This window comes from Psychrobacter sp. ANT_H56B (genome assembly GCF_008369245.1).
In the GTDB taxonomy this organism is placed as follows: Bacteria; Pseudomonadota; Gammaproteobacteria; order Pseudomonadales; family Moraxellaceae; genus Psychrobacter; species Psychrobacter cryohalolentis.
In genome coordinates this window covers 618763-642141 of sequence record NZ_VOBF01000001.1, presented here as the reverse complement: position 1 = coordinate 642141, position 23379 = coordinate 618763, and the positions used below count along the sequence as shown (strand labels likewise).

Below are 23379 nucleotides of genomic sequence, written 5' to 3'. Positions count from 1 at the left end.
AGTCATTTATTTTATCACCGCTATAAAAGGTGGCATCATTATGCATACGACTGTGGTTGGTGACCCATTTCACAACGGATCTAATCACCGAGTAAATTCAAAAGAAGTATTTATCAAATCGGTTACTGGTCATACGCCAGTAGATTATTTTAAGGATTTTTTATGCCGCAGTAGCAGTGTAAAACGTGTCATCTCTAGTCACAACTTGCCTAGGGTCTACATGTGCTAATGAATGGCAAGTATGCTAAAATCAGGCGATTTATTTTGTAGTAGTTATTGGGGAGAGGGCTTCTTATTGCTAAGCATTGTTAATGTGCTCAGAATATTTGGTCAACATCGATCATCACGGCAAGGATACATAAAGTCATGGATGTAACTTCATTGTGGCAAACAATCGCTGAGCACCCTGAGTTTTTTGCCATGCTTACCATTCCGCCAGTGACAGCATTTGTGACATGGATTCATGTCTGGATGGCGCTCAAGATGTTGTTTTACCCGATTAAGTTTCGCGGTATACGCATTCCTAATTTCCCATTCTTTGGGCTACCAGGTCTTGGCTGGCAAGGTATTGTGCCAAGAAAAGCGGGTAAGATATCTGGTGTAATTGTTGATCAGACGCTATCTAAGCTTGGCTCGCTTGATGAGTTTTTTCAGGCTATGGAACCAGATCAGATGGCGCTGTTCATCACTGAGGCGGTTGATAAAAACCTTGAAAACTTGATTGATGAAATTATGCTTGATCATTCGCCAGCACTTTGGGGCAATCTGCCTTATGCGCTCAAGCGCCGTGTCTATGCCCAAGCGCACCAAGAGCTGCCAAGCATTATGCAATCTTTGGTGACTGACTTGACCTATCATGTCGAAGATTTGGTCGATATGCGCAAGATGATTGTCAATAAGATGGAAAGTGATCGTCGTTTGATGGTCAATATGTTCTTAAAAGTCGGACAAAAAGAAATCAATTTTATTTGGCATATTAGTGCTTTGATTGGGCTGATTTTTGGCATTATCCAAATGTTTATATTCTTGGTAGTGCCGCAACATTGGACAGTACCGTTTTTTGCGGCCATTTGGGGATTTTTGACCAATTGGATTGCGATTTGGATGGTATTTAATCCTGTAGAGCCGCATTTTATCCGTTATGTGAAGTTTTTTGCGCTACAGAGCGGTTTTCCTTTTATTAAGCCACAATTACCGCATATCGCTCGATATCGACTCCAAGGCGGCTTTATGAAGCGCCAAGAAGAGGTATCTGAAGTATTTGCTGAGATTGTGGTCAAAGATTTGGTGACGCTTGAGAACATCATGAATGAGATGATGTATGGTGACCGCGCTATTGAGACGCGTGAATTGATGAAGTCGCATCTGTATAAAGTCTTAGAGTCACCAGTGATTAATACGACTTTACGATTAGGACTGGGTCGCCGCGAGTTTGGGCAATTAAAAAATACCATCATTGATAAATCTATCGTTGCAACGATGGTGCCACTAAGGGACCCTGAGCTCAATGAAAGTCGTGCCAGTAAGATATTTGGACTGTTTCGTGATCGCATCCGAGCGCTGACGCCTGATGAATTCCAAAACTTATTACGTCCTGCCTTTCGTGAAGATGAGATGACGCTAATTGTGCTTGGCGGCTTAACGGGATTTTTGGCAGGTTGGCTACATCTGGTATTGGTGTTTTTCCCATCCATGCAGTGATGAGCACTTTTTAGGTTCTTTACACACATCGCATACAGAGTGGATACAGAAACGTGACAAGTTGACGCTAATGTACCATGTTGTAAGCGTCCTAAGCTGCAATGGCTTAGGGCGCTATCTAGATAATAACAATCGCTTAAACTACAAGCAGTAACAAGTACTGGATACTTTCGATTATCCTGCAATACCAATCCCTAAAATAAACAATGACCGTATTAAGGTAAACAAGGTTAGACCGTATGTTAATCACAGAATTGGGTTATTTTGCCGTGCTAGCCGCCTTTATGTTGGCGATTTTGCAGGTAGTATTACCAACGATAGGCGTTATGCGTGACCATGTTGCTTGGCAGCGTTTGGCACCGAGCTTGGCATGGGCGCAGTTTGCCGCCATGATTACCTCGTTTGGCGCATTGATGGCAGGCTTTTATTTTAATGACTTTAGCCTTGTCTATGTGTCGCAGCACTCGAATACCTTGCTGCCTTGGTATTATAAGTTATCAGCGACGTGGGGCGGGCATGAAGGCTCGCTGCTACTATGGATGACTATCATGGCAACGTGGTGTGCCTTGGTCTCATACTTTAGTCGTGGTTTGCCATTGTCGATGCGGGCGCGTGTATTGGTGATATTAGCTGCTGTACAGATGATGATGCTGGCCATGCTCATCTTTACCTCGTCACCGTTTGACCGCACTTTGCCAAACTTGCCCGTGGATGGTGCTGATTTAAATCCTGTCTTACAGGATTTTGGTTTAATTATCCATCCGCCGATGCTGTATATGGGCTATGTCGGTATGGTAGTGCCGTTTGCTTTTTGTATGGCAGCACTGTGGGAAGGTCGCTTAGATGCGGTATGGACACGTTGGTCACGTCCATGGGCATTGGCTGCTTGGGGCTTTTTAACTATTGGTATTGCACTGGGTTCTTGGTGGGCGTATTACGAGCTTGGTTGGGGTGGTTGGTGGTTTTGGGATCCAGTAGAAAACGCTTCGCTATTGCCTTGGTTGGCAGGTTTGGCGTTGCTCCATTCACTGGCAGTCACTGAAAAACGCGGTGTCTTTAAAGCGTGGACGATTATGCTGGCCATTTTTGCTTTTGCATTAAGCTTACTTGGGACATTCTTAGTACGCTCTGGGGTTATTACCTCTGTGCATTCATTTGCCGCAGATCCTACACGTGGTTTAGTGATTTTAGCGATTCTTGGCATTATTGTGGGCGGTGGTTTATTGATGTTCGCTGTGCGTGGCTGGCGTCTGACTATTGAGAGTCAATATCAGCTGATTTCCCGTGAGTCATTTTTAGTCATTAACAATGTCATCATTTTGATTGCGACCTTAGTGGTATTACTTGGTACGCTCTATCCTATCATTGCCGACGCCTTCAATTTAGGTCAGGTATCCGTAGGTCCTCCGTACTTTAATGCACTGTTTGTGCCACTGACTTGGCTATTAATGATAGCAATGGGCATGGGTTCCAATATCCGCTGGAAACAAGACAGTCGCCCGCTCTTAGGCGCTGGCATGGTCATTGCGGCAAGTAGCCTTGTTTTAGCTGCAGTCATTGCCTATTTTGTTAGCCCATCTGCCATGCTCAATATTGGTGTGACGCTAGCGGTGAGCTTTTGGGTATTGTTCTGGATGGTGGTTGATTTTAAAGACAAAACCAAAAATGCCCCAAGCTTATTCAAAGGCTTAGCTAAGCTCCGTTTAAGTTACTGGGGTCAGCAAACAGCGCACGTTGGCGTTATCGTAGCCGCTATCGGTGTTGCTTTTACTAGTACCTTAAGCATCGAGCGCGATGTGGCACTAAGGATTGGCGAAACGGTTAATGTCCAAGGTTATGACTTTGCATTGACGGATTTAAGAGAGACGAGAGGCAGTAACTTTGATGCAACGCAAGCTGAGGTCACAGTAACCAAGAAGGGTGAAGATGTCACGATACTTCATCCTGAAAAACGGACTTACATCATCAGTACGATGCCGACGACTGAGGCGGCAATTAATGCCAACCTCATGCGTGATTTGTATGTCGCACTTGGTGAGCCTATCGCTGAGGGTAGCAATCAATGGGCAGTACGTATTTACGTGAAGCCATTGATTCGCTGGATATGGCTCGGCGCTATTATTATGGCATTGGGTGGTCTATTGAGTATGCTTGATAGGCGCTATCGTCTCAAAACAACTAAGACGCCCGCTCAAATTACAGCAAGCAAGTCAGGTTTCGCGACCGTTGCTGACTTAGATGGCAACAATGCGACAGATGCCACGGCAACAATAGGGGAGAAATAAGATGACTCAATCAGAGAAGTCTCCTCAAAAAGGTACTGATAAAAAAGGCAATCAAACGATGAAAAAAAGCCAAATTAGGATATGGTTTTTGATTCCGCTGATCATCTTTGCCGCTTTTATAGTCATGCTGTATTTTCGTTTAGGTCAGCCGACCGAAATCGTAACCAATACCGCTCTTGAGCGTCCGGTGCCCGCTTTTGAGTTGCCGTTATTGTCTGATACCAGTCGTATTATGACCAATGACAACTTGCCAGATCAGCCGTTTTTGATGAATATTTGGGGCTCTTGGTGCCCAACTTGTATCATTGAGCATCCTTTTTTAATGCAGTTAGAGGAACGTGGCGTCAATCTGGTGGGCGTCAACTACAAAGATGATATTGGCGACGCCCTCGGTTATTTAAACCGTGGCGGTGACCCTTTTTCGATGTCTATCCAAGACTTATCTGGTCAATTTGCCTTAGATTTGGGTTTGACCGGTGCACCTGAAACCTTTGTGGTTGATGGTGAAGGTATTATTCGTCAGCACATTGTTGGTGAGATTAATGAAAGTAATTGGCAGAGCCGTATCACGCCTTGTCTGATGGTGCTCAATGAGGCTGATAAAAGTAATGTCAGCCCTGATCTTGACCAAGTTAAGGAGGCGTGCAAATGATTATGATGCCATTAAAATCTATCACGAAAAATTTGGCAAGTTTGATCATTGCTTGTCTTTTTGGCGTGCTTAGTATCAGTGCTTATGCCGCCATTGACGTCTACGACTTTGACTCAGTGCAGCAGGAAGCCCAGTACCGTGGTCTTATCGAAGAGCTGCGTTGCCCAAAATGTCAAAACCAAAACTTGGCAGGTTCTGATGCGCCGATTGCCCAAGATTTAAAGCAAAAAACCTATGACATGATTAAAGAAGGTCGTAGTGATGGTGAGATTCGCGCTTATATGCAAGAGCGCTATGGCGATTTTATTACTTATAAGCCGCCAGTACGTCCTTCAACGTGGATATTATGGTTCTTCCCGCCATTATTATTAATTGTATTAATTGCTGGCTGGTTTTGGCAAAGCAAACGCAGTCAGCGTATTGCCCGTGGTCAAAGTGGCATCTTGGTAGACAGCGCTGCTGCGTTATCAGCAGCAGAAGAAGCGGAACTTGATCGTCTGTTATCACGAGCTGATCGCAATAAAACAGATCATGACATCACAAGCATAGAGGACAAAAAATGATCCTATTTTCTACTTTTGGCTTATTTATTGCCCTAAGCTTACTGATTGCACTCATACTGGCAGTGATCGTTATCACACCTTGGCTACGAGCTTCAAGGTTACGAGAAAATCCTGTTGACAATCAGCTACTAGACATCAATATCGCTGTATTTCGTGAGCGTTTGACAGAATTACAATCAGACAAAGACAACGGCACGATTGATGACGCCCATTATCAAAATCAAAAGATCGAGCTTGAGCGTCAGCTATTGGATGCACAGCGTGAAGTCACCCCAATGGTCGCGCCTGGTATCAAGAGTCGTTTGATTATCATGGTATGGGTGCCTGTGCTGGCAGCGTTGGCTTATTTCTTAGTCGGTGATCGTACACCAGTCTTTGATTTGTGGGCAGCAGAAGACAAAGTTGCTCAAGTGGCAGATGACTTATTGACCGGTAAGATTGACCAGCCACCCGCTTGGGCGATTGAAGATGGTACTCAATTGATCAGCGCGATGCAGACCAACGTCTATCGTCATGCCGATGACCCTGATCGCTGGATGCGTTTATCAGAGCTGTTCTTATCTTTGGAAGCCACTGACTCAGCGATTGAAGCTTTGTCTCGTGCTTATCGTCTGTCGCCTGACAACGAAGAAATCGCCACCACTTATGCGCAGATTAGCTTTTTTGCTAATAAAGGTCAGCTTGATGCCAATAGCCGCCGTGTGCTGCAAGACGTTCTTGCCAAAAATCCGCAGCACGAAGGTGCGCAAATGCTGATGGCAATGGGCGAGGCGCGTGGTAATAATTTTGAACAAGCGCAAGGTTGGATTAAGCGGTTACGTAAGAGTATTGCTGCCAAACCAGGTGACCATACCCAAGCATTGAGCAGTCTTGATGAGCTAAGTGCCAATGTCACGGCACAAGAGCAGCAAGCATCTGAAGGTATTGAAGTTACCGTCTCTATTGATCGTTCATTGTTGCCACTAGTGAAAGCTGAAGATGTATTGTTTGTCGCGATACGTGATGTGAAAGGTGGTCCGCCATTTGCCGCCAAGCGTTTACCGATTAGCGTGATTAAGCAAGGCGAAGCAACTGTTAGTCTAAGTGATTTAGATGCGATGATGCCAGAGCGCACATTAAAATCTGCGCGTGATGAAAAAATTCAACTCGCTGTCATTGCTCGCATCAGTCATAGTGGTACTGCCATTGCCGAGTCAGGTGATCTATCAGGTAATCCTGTGGTGATAAGCGTCGAGCAGAATCAAGTCAATGTGGTCATTAATCAGCAGGTTCCTTAACTCGCTGAGTCCAGAATATCATCCTACATTTAGTGCGCGCTATCGTTTCATCTATGGCGCGCAACCTTCTCTCATGAACAGATAAGTCATCATATGTTGCTGCATCAATACTAAAAATACTTGAGGTTTTGAAAGCCACAAGGTAAGGTAAGCTCTGCAAACCACCAATCCCTAAGTTTTATTAGTCCCAAAATCCTATTTATTAAGGAGAATCGTGTAATGATGCGTATTATTTTGCTAGGTCCACCAGGCGCCGGTAAAGGTACCCAAGCTCAGTTTATTTCTAAAGAATATGATATTCCGCAGATCTCAACGGGTGATATGCTGCGTGCAGCAATCAAAGAAGGCACTGAGCTTGGCAAACAAGCCAAAGACGTGATGAACGCTGGTGGTTTGGTTTCTGATGATCTGATCATTAACCTCGTGCAAGAACGCATCGCTAAGCCTGATTGTGTTAACGGCTGTATTTTAGATGGTTTCCCGCGTACCATTCCACAAGCGCAAGCGCTTGCAGATGCCAACGTTACGATTGATCATGTAATTGAAATCAGTGTACCTGATGATGAAATCGTCAAGCGATTATCAGGTCGTCGCCAACATGCTGGCTCTGGTCGTGTATATCATATTGATCACAATCCACCAAAGGTCGATGGCATTGATGATGTCACCGGTGAAGCGCTTATCCAACGTGAAGACGATAAAGAGTCAACCATTCGCGACCGCTTAGCTACGTATCATGAGCAAACATCAGCCCTCGTTGGCTTTTATCAGAACAAAGCTAAAGAAGGCGGCGATGCGCCTAAGTATGACAAGTTCGATGGTACCCAAGGTATTGATGACGTTAAGCAACAAATATTTTCTGCCCTAAAAGGCTAATATTTGTACTGACGCTAGAATATAGCGGATTAATCGAATATTTTTATGAAAGACCCTGCTGCTAGTAATAGCAATCAGCAGGGTTTTTTAATGGGTCAAAAATAATAAACAATAGCAACATAAATCTAAATGATTAAAAATAAACTCTAAAAATTTCCATAAAAAAGCCGCTTACTCATGATAAGTAAACGGCTTTTTTATTAAAACGTCTTATTGATACAGCCAGTAGCGTTTAATTCAAAACTTAAGCATTACCTTCAGCATCAACTTGTGCTTGCTGCTGACTTTGCGCAAAAGCTTGGTCAAAGTTAACTGGGGCAAGCAATAACTGCGGGAAGCTACCACGCGTTACGATGTCGCTGATGACTTCACGAGCATATGGGAACAAAACATTCGGGCAATAAGCACCTAGGATTTGACCAATCTGATCTTCTGGGATGTCTTTTAATAAGAAGATACCTGCTTGATGAACTTCCGCGATAAACGCCGCTTCTTCAGCATTTTTCGCAGTGACACTAACGGTTAATACAACCTGATAATGGTCATCATCCAGTTTTTCAGCATTGCTAGATAGATTAATATCAAGCTCAGGGTTCCACTCTTTGGTGAATACGCCAGCGCCTGGGACTTCAAGTGACATGTCTTTGACATAAATACGTTCTAGTGCTAATTGCGGTTGTGCTTGTTCTTCAGCCATGATAATTCCTCTAAAAGTTAATCAAGTGATTGGGCAAACTGTTATTTTAGTAAAATAGCATTGTAATATAATTCGAGACAAAAGCTCGATATTTTTTATCAAAGCCCTTTATAGCTGTCCCTATCGTTACTTATATATATGACTCACATAGACTAGTAAAATAAATAAAGACAGCCAGAATAGCAAGATAGCAAATTAACCCGCTAATAGCTCGTCAAGTTTGCCTTGTTGGTTCATTTGATTGAGCTCATCAAAACCACCGACAAAAGTCTCACCGACGAAGATTTGTGGCACGGTACGATAGTTATTGGTCTTTTGCATTAAAGCACGGCGATCATCGCTGCTCATATCGTGCATGCCAATCTCTTCATAATCAACGCCTTTTGATTTCAGCAGTTGCTTAGCGTTTGAGCAATATGGGCAGATAGGAGTAGTATAAACTTTAACAGATACAGTCATGATAAATCCTTATTTATAAATGTATAGAGCAATTGTTATCGGATAGGTTATAGGATGGAAAGTAGTATTATAAAATTTGCCTATAGAGGCTGCAATCAAGTAAATCACAAGCCTATATTCTATTATGCTCACTATAAAGTGGGGATAGGCAATATAAATTCAAGCCAAATAAATACAAAAGCGTCGTCAGTATCACAAATCCCACATAAAAAAAACACCCTATAAAAAGGTGTCTTTTTTATTCACTACCGATAGATAGTAACTCATAGTTTAATAAAGCGCGCTATCAAACTACTTGTGCAAGCTCGGTTTTGCTTTGACTTTAGTCTTCGGCTTAGCATCCTTTATGCCAACAAGTGGCATTCCAGCAGCTTGCCAGCCACCAACACCGCCTTCTAAGCGATAGACGTTTTCTTTACCAATCATCTGAATGGCAGCACCTGCTTGTACGCCCATATCGCAGATAATAATTACTGGCTGTTCAATCGCACGAATTTCCTCAATGCGGTCTTTTAGCTCAGTAAATGGGATATTGCGACTGCCTTGGATATAACCGGTGACAAACTTCTTTTTGGCACGGATATCGATAAGCTGCGCATTTTGCGAGTTCACCATCATACCAAGGGTATTGGGTGAAATCTTTTTACCGCTACGTTTGTTTTCAATAGCAAAAAATAGCACGGCTAGTACGGCTAATATACCAAATAAAAACGGGTGGTTGCCCACAAATTCCAGCGCACGATCCAAACCATACCTCCAAAAAAATAAGTGTTCTATTACGCTGAGAAGACAGCCTAATGGATTGAACAAGGCGCTATTATACCGATTAGCCTATCCATAGTAAACGTGTGATGGTCATCATCGTGATTAACAGTAGATAAGAATTAATAAGGATCAATAGGGCTTAGTATCTGCCTCTTCTCTTAGCGTCACGAGGTTTTCAACGCGTCGCTGCAATACTTTGCCATCAGCAACTGCTTCCCATAACGCGCAGCCTTTACTATTATGAGTATGGCGACAGTCGCGGAACTGACAGTCACCAGATAATGGTGCAAGCTCAACAAAGCCAGAAATAATGTCATCAGGCGTCAAGTGCCAAATACCATACTCGCGAATACCAGGGGTATCGACGATGCCGCCTTGGGTCAAATCGGCTGGATTAAAGGGCAGTAAGCGACTGGTGGTAGTGGTATGTTGACCAAGTTTTGAATTATCAGAGATGATATTCACGCTTTGTGCTGATTCAGGTAGCAGCGCATTGATCAAGCTGCTTTTACCGACGCCAGATTGCCCTGCAAAAATAACCAGCTTTTTATCTATATAGCGTTTTAGCTCGTCAAGTCCTTCCTGTTCATCGCTATCCGCGACGTTTTCAGGACAGTCAACTGAGGTCAAAACGCTCTCATAACCAAGTGCACCATATTGCGCCAATAACTCATTGGTATCGACGCCTTTTTCTTGAGCCAATAAATCGGCTTTATTCAGCACTAATAAAGGCTTGACCCCAGCATGATGGCAAACGACTAAATAGCGATCTATAAGTGTCGGGGCGGCAGCAGGTAAGGGTGCAAATACGATCGCCAAAATATCGACATTGGCGGCGACAGGCTTGAGCTTATGATAGCGGTCAGGTCGGGATACCAATGACGTACGTGGTTTGACTGATTCTATCCGACCAAATCCTGTATTAGAGTCAGCATTCCAGCGCACTTGATCACCTGCTGCTAGCATTGGTAGATTGGTACGTACGTGGCAGCGCCAAATATCACCGAGTGCCAACTCTTGCCAAAACGGCTCAGGGTCATCAGGTGCAACCTCAGGCTGCACAGGTATGAATGATGGTAAGCTGGTCACTTGCACTTCCAATTGCTTGCCATAATGCGCCATGACCACACCATCCATCAAACTGTCATCGATACTGTCTTGACTTAATAATTGCTGCTTATCGATGCGCCGAATCTGTTGTTTCGTTAGTTTGCGTTGTCGGATTAATGCCATGGGTTGGTGACCTATTATAAAATATTGCTCAGTGTAGCGTGAAAATTTGCTAACATACAGCCTAAAGCGCCTGCACTGGGCAGAGATTTTGTAATATTTTAGTATTCATAAATTCTAAGTGAAATTCACAGTTGCCTAATTACAAATATTTTTTGCACTGAGATAGTTAGATAGGCGCATTATTTTATTCACATTGCTATTAAAGCATTGCTTGTAAGTTGTCTCAAACTTTATTGACCATAGGATATTTTATGACCACCGGCGACCATCCCAATAAAATTAAAATCAGAAACCAAGGCAAAAAAGGGCTGGTATGGATTGATTTAGAAATGACCGGACTTGATACTCTAAATGATGAGATTATCGAGATAGCGACTGTTGTCACCGATGAAGATTTGAATGTCCTTGCCGAAGGACCTGTCTTTGCGATTAAAGTATCAGATCAAAAGTTAAACGGCATGGATGACTGGAATACCAAGCAGCATGGGCAATCAGGGTTGGTTGACCGTGTACGCCGTAGTACGGTGACATTGGCTGAGGCGGAAGCTGAAACCATTAAATTTTTGAATAAATGGGTCGATAGTGGTAAGTCGCCAATGTGTGGCAATTCAATCTGCCAAGATCGCCGCTTTATGGCGCGTCAAATGCCTGAGCTTGAGCGGTTTTTTCATTATCGAAACCTTGATGTGTCTTCTATTAAAGAGCTTTGCTTCCGCTGGCGTCCTGATGTCCTCAAGAATTTTGAGAAAGGTGGCAGTCATTTAGCGTTAGATGATATTCGTGACTCAATTCGTGAGCTTAAGCACTATCGTCAGCATTTCTTTAAGCTGATACCTTAAAATCGGCACCTTAGAAAAAAAGGTATCAAGAAAGCCTTCAGATGAATCAAGCGCTATGATTGGGCTAATTTGTTTGAAGGCTTTTTTGTATTAAATAATCAAAATTATAATCTAGAGGTGTTATTGGAGTCATGATTAATAAGGCTGTCTTAGTTTTTAACGCAGCTCATCAGTACGTTTGATACTGTCAGGGCTCGCTTCATAAATGGCATTGAGCTCTGCTTCTGTCAGGTGTTTTTCAACAGCTGGATATAACTCACGCTCTTCAAAACGAATAAGGTCGTATAAAAGCGTGCCCAATGCTTGAACTTGCGCAGCGGTTACCTCTTTATTGATGGATTTCTGTGAATGCTCAGTTTCATCCATTAGTTTATATAGCTGTTTATGCTGAGCATCTAAAGTCTCAAGCACTGAGGCAACCTCAGTATGAGAGGCACGGTAAGGCTCTAAAACATGAGCGATTAAGGTGTCCTCAATATTAAAGTGAGCTTGCATATCTTTAATATAAGCCATGAGATAATGCCAATGCTTGGCAATCTCAGCAGGCTCATCAGTACATTCTTTAGCATGGCGAGATAGGTTAAGTCCAAGGTGATGTTGGCGAGATAAAGGCTGTAATTGATTGGCGCGTTTCATAATAAAAACCCGTAATGATTCAATAGATTATACTTTATTCATTATTTGTCACGGTACAGTATGCTCAATAACTACTCATTCTGTATTTGTCTGAGGCAGCCATATGAGCACAGGTGGGCATATGATCTTAGTATTGGTTAGCCGACTCCAAGTATTGTCCTCATGAATAAGGTCGACGATTGACCAGTATAAAAATTATTTTTAGCAACATTTAGCATAAGACTCTCTTCCATGAAAATTGACCACATCATGAGTATGTCATGTAAACGTGTAAAGATGGTCACCATTTAGTCACCGACTATTCAAATGGCGACTTTAAGAATAGTGATTATTTATTATTGAAGATAGATAACGGAGGAGAGTAAGGAGCCAGTGAGCCATGGGAGGACAGAAGGTTTAAAAGGCGGGGATTACATATATAATAGAGATTTAGGTAAATAATAAACACAAAAAAACCTCAAATATAAATACTTGAGGTTGAAACTTTTGTATTAAAACTAAGTTTTAAATATGGCGCAGCGGACGGGACTCGAACCCGCGACCCCCGGCGTGACAGGCCGGTATTCTAACCAACTGAACTACCGCTGCTTAGGTCGTACTTAGTTTATTTAACCACTTAGCTTACTATTTTAGAGTAACGCTATACTAAATAGTGGTGGGTGATGACGGATTCGAACCGCCGACATTCTGCGTGTAAGGCAGACGCTCTACCAACTGAGCTAATCACCCTTCGAACAATTGCTAAGCAATTTATTCAACATCAGCTGAGCTCTAAGTTTGTCACTAAGCTCTGCTGCTGTGGGTGTGTATTATATAGATTTACACATGGCTGTCAAACACTATTTTACATTTTTTAAAAAATGATTATTAAAAAGGCTTTTGAGAGTATGGCTAGATGATGTGATAGCCCATATGACAACTACCTAGTCAACGAATAGTTACCTATTGCGCGGCGGATAAAAGCTACTATACTTGATTGGTCGTATTTGATTATATTGTGCTATTACCAGTTGGAGGCGAAAACAATAGAAGCTTTATCTACTACTGAGCAGCAAGTGGCAGCATGGTCTTGGACAGACTTTGCTGGGCTAGGTCTGATATTTCATATTATTCTTATGATTGTGATGACGTTGCGTATTGTCTCGGTACAGCGCAATATTGGGGTGGCAATTGCATGGATAGCGGTTTTGTTTACTTTGCCCGTATTTGGCTTGATTGCCTATGTGCTGGTGGGTGAGCCGATGATAGGTCGACGTTATCGCCAGCGAATGGATCAAGCGCGACTACTGATGAATGAGATGGCACAACGGGAGCGCTTGGTGTTTGATGAAGGGCAAGAGGTATTGCCGACTCATTACCGTGGGGTCAGTCATATCGGTACGCGCTGGACAGGGTTTGGGGTATTCTCAAACCATGATATGCAATTGTTGACACACGCCAATATTATTTTTAAACGTTTGATTGATGACATCAATGCCGCTCAGCGCAGTATCTTGATGGAGTTTTATATCATTTATCCTAAGGGGCAGGTGCTTGATGTTATAGAATCGTTAATGGCAGCCGCTCAACGCGGAGTTGAGTGTCATATTCTGATTGATAGTGTGGGGAGTTTTAGTTTTTTTAACAGTAAAGCCCATCGAAAATTAGAAAAAGCAGGCGTTTTTGTCCATCAGTCATTGCCAGTAGGGTTGTTTAAAACGTTATTTAAGCGTTCAGATTTGCGTAATCATCGTAAAATCGTGGTTATTGATGGTTATATCGGTTATATCGGTAGCTTTAATTTGGTTGATCCTAAGTTTTTTAAGCAGAATAAAGACGTCGGTGAATGGATTGATGTGGCGATACGCAGTGTCAGTGATAATGACATTAGCATTGCGACTGCAATGGCAAAAGTGGTGGTGACCGATATCGGGGCGGAAAACAGTGACAATCTAGATGCGCTGCATCAACGAGTCAACAGCTACACACGTAAGCTGTATGTGCGCAATCCGACGATTAATGACATCAATAGTCGCATCAAAGTATTGGATGATGGGCTAGAAAATGTAGAAAACCCCTGTACTGGTGCGATGTCGACAGTGATTCCGCAGATGCCGGTGGTAAAAGGCGTGGTCGCGCAGCTGATTCCTTCAGCGCCACAAGTGACCGCTCACGTTATTTATAATACCTTAGTAACCGTTTTACATCGTGCTAATCACTGTATTTGTATCACAACGCCGTATTTTGTACCGGATGAAGCTTTGTCAGGCGCGCTAGTGACGGCAGCCAAACGCGGGGTCAAAGTTACGCTGATTATCCCTGAAAAGGTTGATTCATTCTTAGTTCAGCACGCCTCGCAAGCGTATTACCAAGAGTTGTTAGAAGCGGGCGTTACCATTGCTCTGTTTAAGGGTGGTCTGCTGCATGCCAAAACAGTAGTTATAGATGACGATTACTGTATATTTGGCACCGTCAATATCGATATGCGCAGCTTTTATCTGAACATGGAAGTCAGTTTGGCGATTTATACGCCTGAAATGGTCGCGCAAGTTGCCGCTTGTCAAGACTCGTATTTACAAAGCTGTCGTTTTTTAACCTTGGATCAGTGGCAACGGCGTCATAAGGCTGAACGCTTGTTTGATAATGTGATACGCTTATTTAGTCCATTATTGTAGCCCTACATATTTTAAGTTAAGGTAAGCATTATATTTTGCACAACTGCCTTTAGTTCATTGCCTCTATGATTAATTTGCTTTTTTAAAGGATACGCGTTTCTTATGTCTGCATCGCCCTTAACGCCCCTTGATTATATTGCAACAGGTTATTGGCAAGATTTTTTGGCAAGGCGTGCTGTCGCAGGCGGTATCGCTTACGAAGTGGATTTGCATCACTGTGGTTTGGATGAATCGCTGGCAAGCTTACAGCGCATAGATACGTTACTGTCTCAGATACGCCGCGATATGGTCAAAACAAGCATTTGGGATGAAGCAACGTTATTAAAAGATGAGCGCTATCGTAACTTTATGGTGTTTTTGGCGTTTTATGCAGGACGAGTATTGGCGCGGCAATGGCAACAATCGCCGCGTTGGTTTGGTCAGTTTGAGCTAGATGCCCGCTATCCTGAATTAGTACTGACGACCGATGATTTTTATCAACATATGGCAATGTTTTATGGCGCTGATACTGATGTTAATACCCAAGATAGCAGTGATAAAGATAATATCCCGCTTTTCTTTGCTTTAGAACCGATAGGGATGCGTTTATTTGGTCATATCGACCGCGCGTTTAAATCGGCGCAAGGTGGTCAAGTCGCTAGTGGCTTATACCAAGCGGTGAGCGCCAGATTACCAAAATCTGTAAATCATCAGCCTCATTTGGTTGATACGACCATAGCAGATAAACCAAACACTCAAACAGCAAATGAAAAGGCATTTATTGAGAAAGTAAGCCCTGAAAATAGTAGCACATCCCTTTACTCGAATAGTAAGTCGTCCATAGACATGGCGGCAACTCAACTTTCAGATGACAAAGTGGGTAATGTATCGTCTACAGCAGCTACTACAATTACATCAATGCCATTAGTAGAAGATATAGAAATAACAAACGCAACGGCAGCACCTATAGTAGAACCAGTAAAAACCACGGCAGTCGCAAAAAAACCACCCACGCCAGAGATTTTTAGCCAACTATTAACAGAGCTACATGAGATAGAAGTAATACAGACCACGGGCGAAACTGAATATGAGAAGGCGTGCAAGGTTTTAGATCAGTTTGAACGTCATATTGCCAAGCAAGAAAAACCCCGTAAGCAAGTCGTCTTTTCAGAGGCGCATCTGCAAGCAAAGCAGCAGGCCTTGCTAGGATTAAAAAACGCTGCAAATGCAGGCAACAGTGCTGCGATGTTGCGCTTGGCGATGTATGAGCTTCTCGGCGAAGGTCTGATAGCAAACGAAGGCGCTGATAAAGTCGCTGGTATAGAGGCTGGGGTTGAATGGGTGCAACAAGCGGCAAGTAAAAATGACAGTCGAGCCCAGCGCTTACTGAGTAAAATGTATTATCAAGGCGTAGGGGTTACGCAAGACCTTAAGGTCGGTAAATATTGGCTCGAGCAAGCGGCAGAAAATGGGCACATCGAAGCGGCAAGCTTGGTCGATCAGTGGCAACAAGCACAAACGTTAATCAACACCCAAAAGCAAGAGCAGCATAGCCTTAAGCGCTATCAGCTACTGTTTGCAGTCATTATCGTAATAGCCTTACTCATTATTATTTTGGTCTAAAAAACGATGACCAACATCCTTGAATTTAAAAACGTATTGTTTGGCAATAAATTCAGGTAGAATTGGTGCGTTTTTTTGTGCGCGACTCCTATTATCTGCTCCATTAATTATCTGGGCTTTTGCATGCCATCTTCTGACACCTCAAAAAACCTTTCCATTCAGGCACAGCCTCTGCAAAGCCAAGCGGTATATAAGCCGCCTGTATATTATCAAGTCGGCATAAGCTTATTAAAGCCGTTATATCGCCTGCAAGTATGGCGCCGCTCGCATGCGCGTGATAATTATCAGCAAGAAGTCGAGCAGCGTTTTGGTAAGCGTTATCCTGCGCCTCCTATAGCCACAGAAACATATCTGCCAGCTGCGAATTTAAACAGCAGCATCAATGTTAATAAGCAAAATAAAACCATCTGGTGCCACGCGGTCTCGTTAGGTGAGACCAATACCGTTGCGCCATTATTGGATGCACTATTGTCTCGTGGTTATCGGATATGGCTGACCAATACTACCCAGACTGGTTTTGCGCGCGGTGCCAGTCGATTTGCAGAAAACATTGCGCAAGGTCGATTGAGTCACAGTTATGTACCGGTTGACAGTCCGGCGGTGATTGAGCGCTTTTTGACTCATGTACAACCTGTTGCTGCTTTATTTGTAGAAACAGAGCTATGGGCAAACATCTTAACCAAATTATCTGAGCATCATATGCCAAGTATCTTGGTGAATGGGCGACTGTCAGCATCCTCTTTTAAAAGCTATCAAAAAATTGGCGCAGTCAGCACCAGCATGATGAAAAATTTGAGTTTAATCATTGCGCAGGATAATGACTCCGCCAAACGCTTTCGACAATTGGGTGCGCATAGCGCCCAAATCCGTGTGGCAGGCTCACTAAAATGGGTCATCAATACGCCTAAATTGTCTAATGTGTCTGAGCCAGATGATGATAAGGCGATTGATGTCGATATTTTAAATAGCGAGCAGGCAGAGTTAGCAGAAAAAACAAGTGTGACGGCGAGTGATTTGGGCGTAGTCAATCGCCCAATCTGGGTGGCAGCAAGCACTCATGGTGGTGAAGAAGGCATTGTGCTGTCATGGCAGCATCAATTACTGTCAAACCCTGCATTGGCAAAAGCACTACTTATTATCGTTCCGCGCCATCCAGAGCGTTTTGATGAAGTGGCAGCGCTGATTCAAAATTCAGGCTTGACCATGGCACGGCGCAGTGCAGCAGAAGCTATTGATATAAACACTCAAGTCTATCTGGCGGATAGCATGGGTGAGTTAATGAATTGGTATGCTCTTGCCGATGTGGCAGTGGTTGGCGGCTCATTGGTCGAGGTGGGCGGACATAATCCAGTTGAGCCGGCAAGTGTGGCGACACCAGTTTTAATGGGCATTTATACGCAATCTTGCCAAAGCGTCGTGGATAAATTAGCAAGCGTAGGGGCGTTATATCAGCCAAACAACCCTTTTTATCAGGCGATTGATCATACTAATAATCATGATGAACAAGCGAACGAAAACCAAAAATTTGCCGATGATGAGACGCTGATTTATCAGCAGCTAAAATATTGGATGAGTCATTTAGCATTGGCTAAGCAGGCAGGGGAGGCGGGCGCGCAGATGACCGATCAGCAGCAAGCAGTATTGAGTCGTCAATTATCAATGATAGAAAAAGTCATCGAGCAGCATGCTCTTCAAAGTGTTAGCCAAGATTTAAATTAAGAGCCACTATGAACTGTATTTTATTACCGGCTGCAAACTTTTCTAATGAATCTGCATATATCAATGCAGTGGCGCAAATTGAGCATGTCAACCAAGTTCTGGGAGCGAAAGTAGGCGACACCCTAAAAATTGGGCAGTTAGAAGGCAATCTTGGCACTGCTGTCATTGCTGATATGACGCCTGAGCGTATTGATTTATGTGAGGTAAGTTTGTTCACAGCACCGCCGCCTAAGCTTGATCTCACGGTAGTGTTGGCATTGCCACGCCCCAAAGTATTGCGCCGTCTGATTATGGACATGACCGCGCTTGGTGTCCGCGATATCATCTTGATTAACAGCTATCGTACGCAAAAAAGCTACTGGCAAAGCCCGATGCTGAGTCGCCTTGATGAGTTTGTATTAGAAGGTCTGCAACAAGGCGTTGATACCGTCGCGCCGCGTATCAGTTTGCAAAAACGTTTTAAGCCCTTTGTTGAAGATGAGTTGGCAAATTTAATCACCAATCGCGCTATTGTCGCTCACCCTTATGCTGAATTATCGTTTTCACAATATGTGCAACAACAATTAGAAAGCTCTGAATCACCTCAGAAATCGATACTACCAAGCATGGTTTTTATCGGTGCAGAAGGAGGCTGGATTGATTATGAAGTTGAGCTACTTGTGATGCAAGGCTGCCAAACGGTACATATCGGTGCACGAATATTGCGCACCGAAGCGGCAGTCAATGCTATTCTGGGGCAATGGCTATTGTAAGATAATAACTGATATAAGTCTTAGTTGGAAATGCGGCAAGATTTATTACAACGGCATCAAAACCCCATTAAAAAACCACTATATACAGCATTAATTACCGATTATTTAACTCAATAATCGAGCTAAATAAATGTATTGATAATTAATATCATTTCCATTAGTATATGCTTTCCAGACATTAGGGTCTTTTTAATCCTATCAATCCATGATTTTTAATGTCTTTTTATTCCACCTATCTGCCGCGCTATTATGGGGAAAACCATGTCATTGAATGTAATCAGTGCAAATTTATCTTCTGCTAAACTTACTTTACCGGTTGCCGTATTTGGCATGATGTTAGCGCTTGCTGGCTGTAGTAAATCATCGACGCCAGAAGAAAGTGTTGATGCGGAAACGCCAGCACCAAGCACTGAGCAAGAAGTAGCAAAAGACAACGCAGCGAGTGCTGATGGACAGACAGTGACTATCTACTCATCACGTAATGAGCAGCTAATCAAGCCATTGTTAGATCGTTATACTGAACAGACGGGTGTGAAGATTGAGCTGGTTACAGACAAAGATGGTCCACTGATGGCGCGTCTGCAAGCTGAAGGTCAGAATACCCCAGCCGATATGCTTTTGACGGTTGACGCCGGTAACTTATGGCAAGCAGCTGAGCAAGGTCTACTGCAACCTGTTGCTTCTAGCGTTTTGGAAGCAAATGTACCGGCTAAATATCGTGATCCAGAAGGTCGCTGGACAGGTTTGTCATTGCGCGCCCGTACGATTTTTTATGACCCAAGTAAAGTAAGCGCTGATCAATTATCCACTTATGCAGATTTGGCGGATCCAAAGTGGAAAGGCAAATTATGTCTACGCACCTCGAAAAAGGTTTATAACCAGTCATTGGTTGCAAGCATGATGGAGCATTTAGGTGCTGAAAAAACAGAAGCGGTCATCCGCGGTTGGGTTGCTAACTTAGCTACTGATGTTTTCAGTGATGATACCAATCTACTAGAAGCTATCGCTGCTGGTCAGTGTGAAGTGGGTATTGCCAATAGCTACTACTATGGTCGCCTGCTTGATGAAAAGCCTGATTTCCCAGTAAAAATATTTTGGGCAAACCAAGGTACGACAGGCACGCACGTTAATATCTCAGGTGCTGGCGTAGTAACGGGTTCAGACAATGCAGATGGCGCATTGAAACTGATGGAATGGTTGTCCTCTGATGACGCACAAGGTCTTTATGCTAGCGCTGATAAAGAATTCCCAGTCAAAGTTGGGATTGATGAGTCAGAGATGCTTAGATCTTGGGGTCAGTTCAAACCAGACGATATCAATGTACAGAAATTTGGTGCATTACAAACCCAAGCTATTCAAATGATGGACAAAGCAGGCTATAAATAAAAGTCTGCCAGTCATTTAATGGGGTTATGATGCGTATGACACGGTAACAACTTATGATAACAATGCCAGAATCGTCTGCAAGTCAGAACAATACTGTCAATGAAAGTAATGAGACAGGCAATACGAGTAAATCTATTCGCCAAGACCATGCTACCCGTAAACGTGTCATCTCGAAATCAGTCTTAGGACTGATTTCGTTGTTTATGCTAGTACCGATTTTAATCGTGTTATTGTCATGGACACAGCCCGTCGCTGATATTTGGGGGCATATGCGTGAGTACGTATTGCCGCAAGTCCTCAAAAATACGGCTATTTTACTATTAATGGTTACAGTAATTTCTGGCACGATTGGCACGGCATTGGCATGGCTTACGAGTATGTACCGCTTCCCTGGACAGCGGTTTTTTTCGTGGGCGCTGATGTTGCCGCTTGCTATGCCAGCTTATGTCTTAGCATTTGTCACAGTTGGTATCGTTGATTTTAGTGGACCATTACAAACCGCATTAAGAGATTTTGGGGTTACGACTGCCATTCCGTCAGTACGTAACGTCTGGGGTGCAGGGCTGATCTTGTCATTGGCTTTTTATCCTTATGTTTATTTGTTGGCGCGCCAAGCGTTTTTATCTCAAGGTAGGCGAGCTATTGAAGCTGGGCAGATGCTTGGCTTAAGTCGTGGTCGAGTGTTTTTTCGGTTGGCATTACCGCAAGCATTACCTTGGGTCATCGGTGGTTTGCTACTGGCAAGTATGGAGACGCTAGCAGACTTTGGCGCGGTGTCAGTATTCAATGTTGATACCTTTACTACTGCCATCTATAAAGCTTGGTTTGGGTTTTTTAGCTTGACGACAGCGGCACAGTTGGCAGCACTATTAATTGGTGTGGTCTTCATTGTTGTCTTGTTTGAACAATATTGGCAAGCAAAACGCGGTAATATTATTACCCAAGGTAGTAGCCAACGTTTTGAAGTCAGTAAACCAGCTAAGCTTGCTATGACGCTGCTTTGTACGCTGGTATTCTTGATAGCATTTTTGATCCCGTTTGCACAGCTTATCTATTGGACAGCGGCAAATTTTCAGCAAGATTTTGATGCCCGCTATATTGATTTTGTTACCAACAGCCTCATGATTGCTAGTATTACCACTGCGTTTATTGCGGTCTTAGCGATTACGATTGCGTGGATTAAGCGTCAATATCCGGACAAATCTACCAAGCTTATGACTACTTTAGCTAATTTGGGCTATGTGGTGCCGGGTACGGTATTAGCGGTCGGGATCTTTATTCCGATTGCGTGGCTGGATAATCAGCTGATTGCTTATGGCATAACCTCCAAGCAGTTTTTATCTGGGAGTGTGATCGTGATGCTGCTGGCTCTATCGACCCGTTTTATGACGGTCAGTTTTCAGCCGGTAGACCGTCAGCTTCAGCGCTTGACCGTCAATCAAGAAGCGGCTGCTAAATTGCTTAGCGATAGTCCTTTTCAGCGCTGGCGGCAAGTGATGTTGCCCGTATTGAGCCCAGGGGTATTAACGGGTTTGTTGATGGGTTTTGTCGAAGTGATGAAAGAGATGCCGATTACTTTGATGACGCGGCGTCAAGGTTGGGATACGCTAGCCGTTCGGGTATTTGAGATGACCAGTGAAGGCATGTGGGGTCGCGCTGCATTACCAAGTTTGTTAATTGTATTGGTCGGTCTTATTCCTGTTTGGATATTACTGCGTCAAAGCGATAAGCAGGGTTAAGGTATTTTTTAATTAAAGTATTGTGCTTAAATGATCAACGGATTCTAATTGGTGCTTTTCACGTTATTCACACTTTTAAAGTTTCATGTTTTTAACGTCTAATATTTTGAATGTTGTGACGCTGGATTTTCTTCACTAATAGCTTATTGGTACTGTCTATGTATACTGACTTGATGAACGATTCAATAAATCCAGCAGACTCTGATTCTGTAGAGCCTCAGAGTAAAGCACGACACAGTAATGTAAAAAAGCCACCTATGACTATCATAACCAAAGCGCAAATGGCGCAAGCTGTAGCGGAAAGAGAGTTACAATTACAACAAGGTGTTGCTAACTTAGATAGTACCTTCATTCAGAATCATGAAACCGCTGCCACTCAGCCGTATTTTAGTGTACAGGACTTGGTGGTTGGCTATGACGACACCATAGTGGTCAATGGTTTGTCACTCAACCTACAGCAAGGTGAAATTGGTTGCTTTTTAGGTTATAGCGGCTGTGGTAAGACCACGGCATTAAGAGCGATTGCCGGATTAGAAGAGAGTCGTAGCGGCAAAATCACGCTTAACAATCAGCGACTGACAGAGCAAGCAGCGCGACTCTCATTTGCTGTTGCGCCTGCCAAGCGCGGCATGGGGATGGTATTTCAAGACTATGCGCTGTTTGGTCATTTAAGCGTGGCAAAAAATATCGGCTTTGGTCTCAATAAATGGTCGGCTGCCGACAAAAAAGCCCGTGTTGCTGAGATGCTAGCGCTGGTAGAGTTGTCTGAACACGCTGATAAGCGTCCAAGTGAGCTCTCAGGTGGACAGCAGCAGCGGGTGGCATTGGCTCGTGCATTGGCACCGAAGCCTAAGCTATTGCTGCTCGATGAGCCGTTTTCGAACTTGGATGTGGTATTGCGTGAGTCACTGGCCATGAATGTTCGTGATATCCTCAAACGTACCAATACCACTGCGATTTTGGTCACTCATGATCAAAATGAAGCGTTTGCGCTCGCTGATAAAGTCGGCGTCATGCATAAAGGTAAGCTGGTACAGTGGGCAACCCCAAGTGAGCTATATCATGAACCGGTCAGCCCGTTTGTCGCTGAGTTCGTCGGTGAAGGCGCGATGATAGACGGCATCATCAAAGAAGGTCATGTTGAGACGGCGCTTGGTGATATTTATCGACGGATGGAAGTCTACGATGCGTCCGGTCAGCCGCAGTATTGTGAGTACGATTATCCGAATGGTACGCCGATTAAGGTATTGGTGCGTCCCGATGACATTATCCATGATGATGACAGTACGCAGACCGCCTTAGTGGTTGGTCGGGTATTTCGCGGTGCCAATTATCTCTATCGCTTGCAACTAGATGATGGTCAAACCGTATTGTCCTTAGTTGCCAGTCATCATAATCATGAGGTCGGCACACAAATCGGTATCTTGCCGATACTCGAGCATGTAGTGGTATTTGACGAAAAGGATATCAATGCCACCACGTGGTCGGAGTACGATAGGTCAGAGCGGTTCGAGGACATATGATAGTGTTTATTATGTTGTCTT

The 23379-nt window shown here is 43.6% G+C and carries 19 protein-coding genes and 2 tRNA genes; 14 read left to right on the top strand and 7 right to left on the bottom strand.

The window, feature by feature from the left end:
* Positions 1-366 precede the first annotated feature (366 nt).
* From FQ082_RS02575 to adk, 6 genes are all read left to right on the top strand, one after another.
* The gene (locus FQ082_RS02575) at positions 367-1701 is read left to right on the top strand and encodes a hypothetical protein (protein WP_149491922.1); all 1335 of its coding nucleotides are present in this window, start codon (positions 367-369) and stop codon (positions 1699-1701) included.
* Positions 1702-1940: 239 nt separating this feature from the next.
* Positions 1941-3986 (top strand): heme lyase CcmF/NrfE family subunit, encoded by a 2046-nt coding sequence (locus tag FQ082_RS02570; protein ID WP_149491921.1) that lies wholly within the window; start codon positions 1941-1943, stop codon positions 3984-3986.
* Between the two features lies 1 nt (position 3987).
* Positions 3988-4638: a DsbE family thiol:disulfide interchange protein gene (locus tag FQ082_RS02565; RefSeq protein WP_149491920.1), complete on the top strand. Its 651-nt coding sequence runs from the start codon at positions 3988-3990 to the stop codon at positions 4636-4638.
* Positions 4635-5201 (top strand): cytochrome c-type biogenesis protein, encoded by a 567-nt coding sequence (locus FQ082_RS02560; protein WP_149491919.1) that lies wholly within the window; start codon positions 4635-4637, stop codon positions 5199-5201. Before FQ082_RS02565 ends, FQ082_RS02560 begins: the two co-directional genes overlap by 4 nt.
* Positions 5198-6478, top strand: coding sequence for a c-type cytochrome biogenesis protein CcmI (ccmI, locus tag FQ082_RS02555; RefSeq protein WP_149491918.1), 1281 nt, complete (start codon positions 5198-5200; stop codon positions 6476-6478). Before FQ082_RS02560 ends, ccmI begins: the two co-directional genes overlap by 4 nt.
* A gap of 219 nt (positions 6479-6697) precedes the next feature.
* Positions 6698-7354: an adenylate kinase gene (gene adk / locus FQ082_RS02550; protein ID WP_149409626.1), complete on the top strand. Its 657-nt coding sequence runs from the start codon at positions 6698-6700 to the stop codon at positions 7352-7354.
* Between the two features lie 244 nt (positions 7355-7598).
* Here the strand turns inward: adk and secB are convergent, their stop codons facing one another.
* The 4 genes from secB to rsgA form a co-directional block, all read right to left on the bottom strand.
* Positions 7599-8051 (bottom strand): protein-export chaperone SecB, encoded by a 453-nt coding sequence (secB, locus tag FQ082_RS02545; RefSeq protein ID WP_011514062.1) that lies wholly within the window; start codon positions 8049-8051, stop codon positions 7599-7601.
* 195 nt (positions 8052-8246) lie between these two features.
* The gene (grxC, locus tag FQ082_RS02540; RefSeq protein ID WP_011280820.1) at positions 8247-8510 is read right to left on the bottom strand and encodes a glutaredoxin 3; all 264 of its coding nucleotides are present in this window, start codon (positions 8508-8510) and stop codon (positions 8247-8249) included.
* A gap of 291 nt (positions 8511-8801) precedes the next feature.
* Positions 8802-9257 (bottom strand): rhodanese-like domain-containing protein, encoded by a 456-nt coding sequence (locus FQ082_RS02535; RefSeq protein ID WP_149409625.1) that lies wholly within the window; start codon positions 9255-9257, stop codon positions 8802-8804.
* A gap of 147 nt (positions 9258-9404) precedes the next feature.
* Positions 9405-10508, bottom strand: a complete 1104-nt coding sequence (gene rsgA, locus FQ082_RS02530; protein ID WP_149491917.1) for a ribosome small subunit-dependent GTPase A — start codon at positions 10506-10508, stop codon at positions 9405-9407.
* Positions 10509-10759: 251 nt separating this feature from the next.
* On the opposite strand from rsgA, the gene orn reads away from it, so the two are divergent.
* On the top strand, positions 10760-11347 hold the full coding sequence (gene orn, locus FQ082_RS02525) for an oligoribonuclease (protein ID WP_011514059.1): 588 nt from the start codon (positions 10760-10762) through the stop codon (positions 11345-11347).
* 156 nt (positions 11348-11503) lie between these two features.
* Here the strand turns inward: orn and FQ082_RS02520 are convergent, their stop codons facing one another.
* From FQ082_RS02520 to FQ082_RS02510, 3 genes are all read right to left on the bottom strand, one after another.
* Positions 11504-11983: a hemerythrin domain-containing protein gene (locus FQ082_RS02520; RefSeq protein ID WP_149491916.1), complete on the bottom strand. Its 480-nt coding sequence runs from the start codon at positions 11981-11983 to the stop codon at positions 11504-11506.
* Between the two features lie 511 nt (positions 11984-12494).
* Positions 12495-12571, bottom strand: a tRNA-Asp gene (locus tag FQ082_RS02515).
* Between the two features lie 65 nt (positions 12572-12636).
* Positions 12637-12712: transfer RNA gene (locus tag FQ082_RS02510), tRNA-Val, on the bottom strand.
* Positions 12713-12993: 281 nt separating this feature from the next.
* On the opposite strand from FQ082_RS02510, the gene FQ082_RS02505 reads away from it, so the two are divergent.
* From FQ082_RS02505 to FQ082_RS02475, 7 genes are all read left to right on the top strand, one after another.
* The gene (locus FQ082_RS02505) at positions 12994-14637 is read left to right on the top strand and encodes a cardiolipin synthase (protein ID WP_133104683.1); all 1644 of its coding nucleotides are present in this window, start codon (positions 12994-12996) and stop codon (positions 14635-14637) included.
* A 102-nt stretch (positions 14638-14739) separates the two neighbouring features.
* Entirely contained in the window at positions 14740-16239 is a 1500-nt protein-coding gene (locus FQ082_RS02500) for a tetratricopeptide repeat protein (protein ID WP_149491915.1), read from the top strand.
* Between the two features lie 123 nt (positions 16240-16362).
* The gene (locus FQ082_RS02495; RefSeq protein ID WP_149491914.1) at positions 16363-17958 is read left to right on the top strand and encodes a 3-deoxy-D-manno-octulosonic acid transferase; all 1596 of its coding nucleotides are present in this window, start codon (positions 16363-16365) and stop codon (positions 17956-17958) included.
* A gap of 8 nt (positions 17959-17966) precedes the next feature.
* Positions 17967-18710, top strand: coding sequence for a 16S rRNA (uracil(1498)-N(3))-methyltransferase (locus tag FQ082_RS02490; protein WP_149491913.1), 744 nt, complete (start codon positions 17967-17969; stop codon positions 18708-18710).
* Positions 18711-18971: 261 nt separating this feature from the next.
* On the top strand, positions 18972-20096 hold the full coding sequence (locus tag FQ082_RS02485) for an extracellular solute-binding protein (protein WP_149491912.1): 1125 nt from the start codon (positions 18972-18974) through the stop codon (positions 20094-20096).
* A 53-nt stretch (positions 20097-20149) separates the two neighbouring features.
* Positions 20150-21835 (top strand): ABC transporter permease, encoded by a 1686-nt coding sequence (locus tag FQ082_RS02480; RefSeq protein ID WP_149491911.1) that lies wholly within the window; start codon positions 20150-20152, stop codon positions 21833-21835.
* A 257-nt stretch (positions 21836-22092) separates the two neighbouring features.
* Positions 22093-23358 carry an ABC transporter ATP-binding protein gene (locus FQ082_RS02475; protein WP_410477372.1) on the top strand — a complete coding sequence of 422 codons (1266 nt, stop codon included), beginning with the start codon at positions 22093-22095 and terminating at the stop codon, positions 23356-23358.
* Positions 23359-23379: the final 21 nt, after the last annotated feature.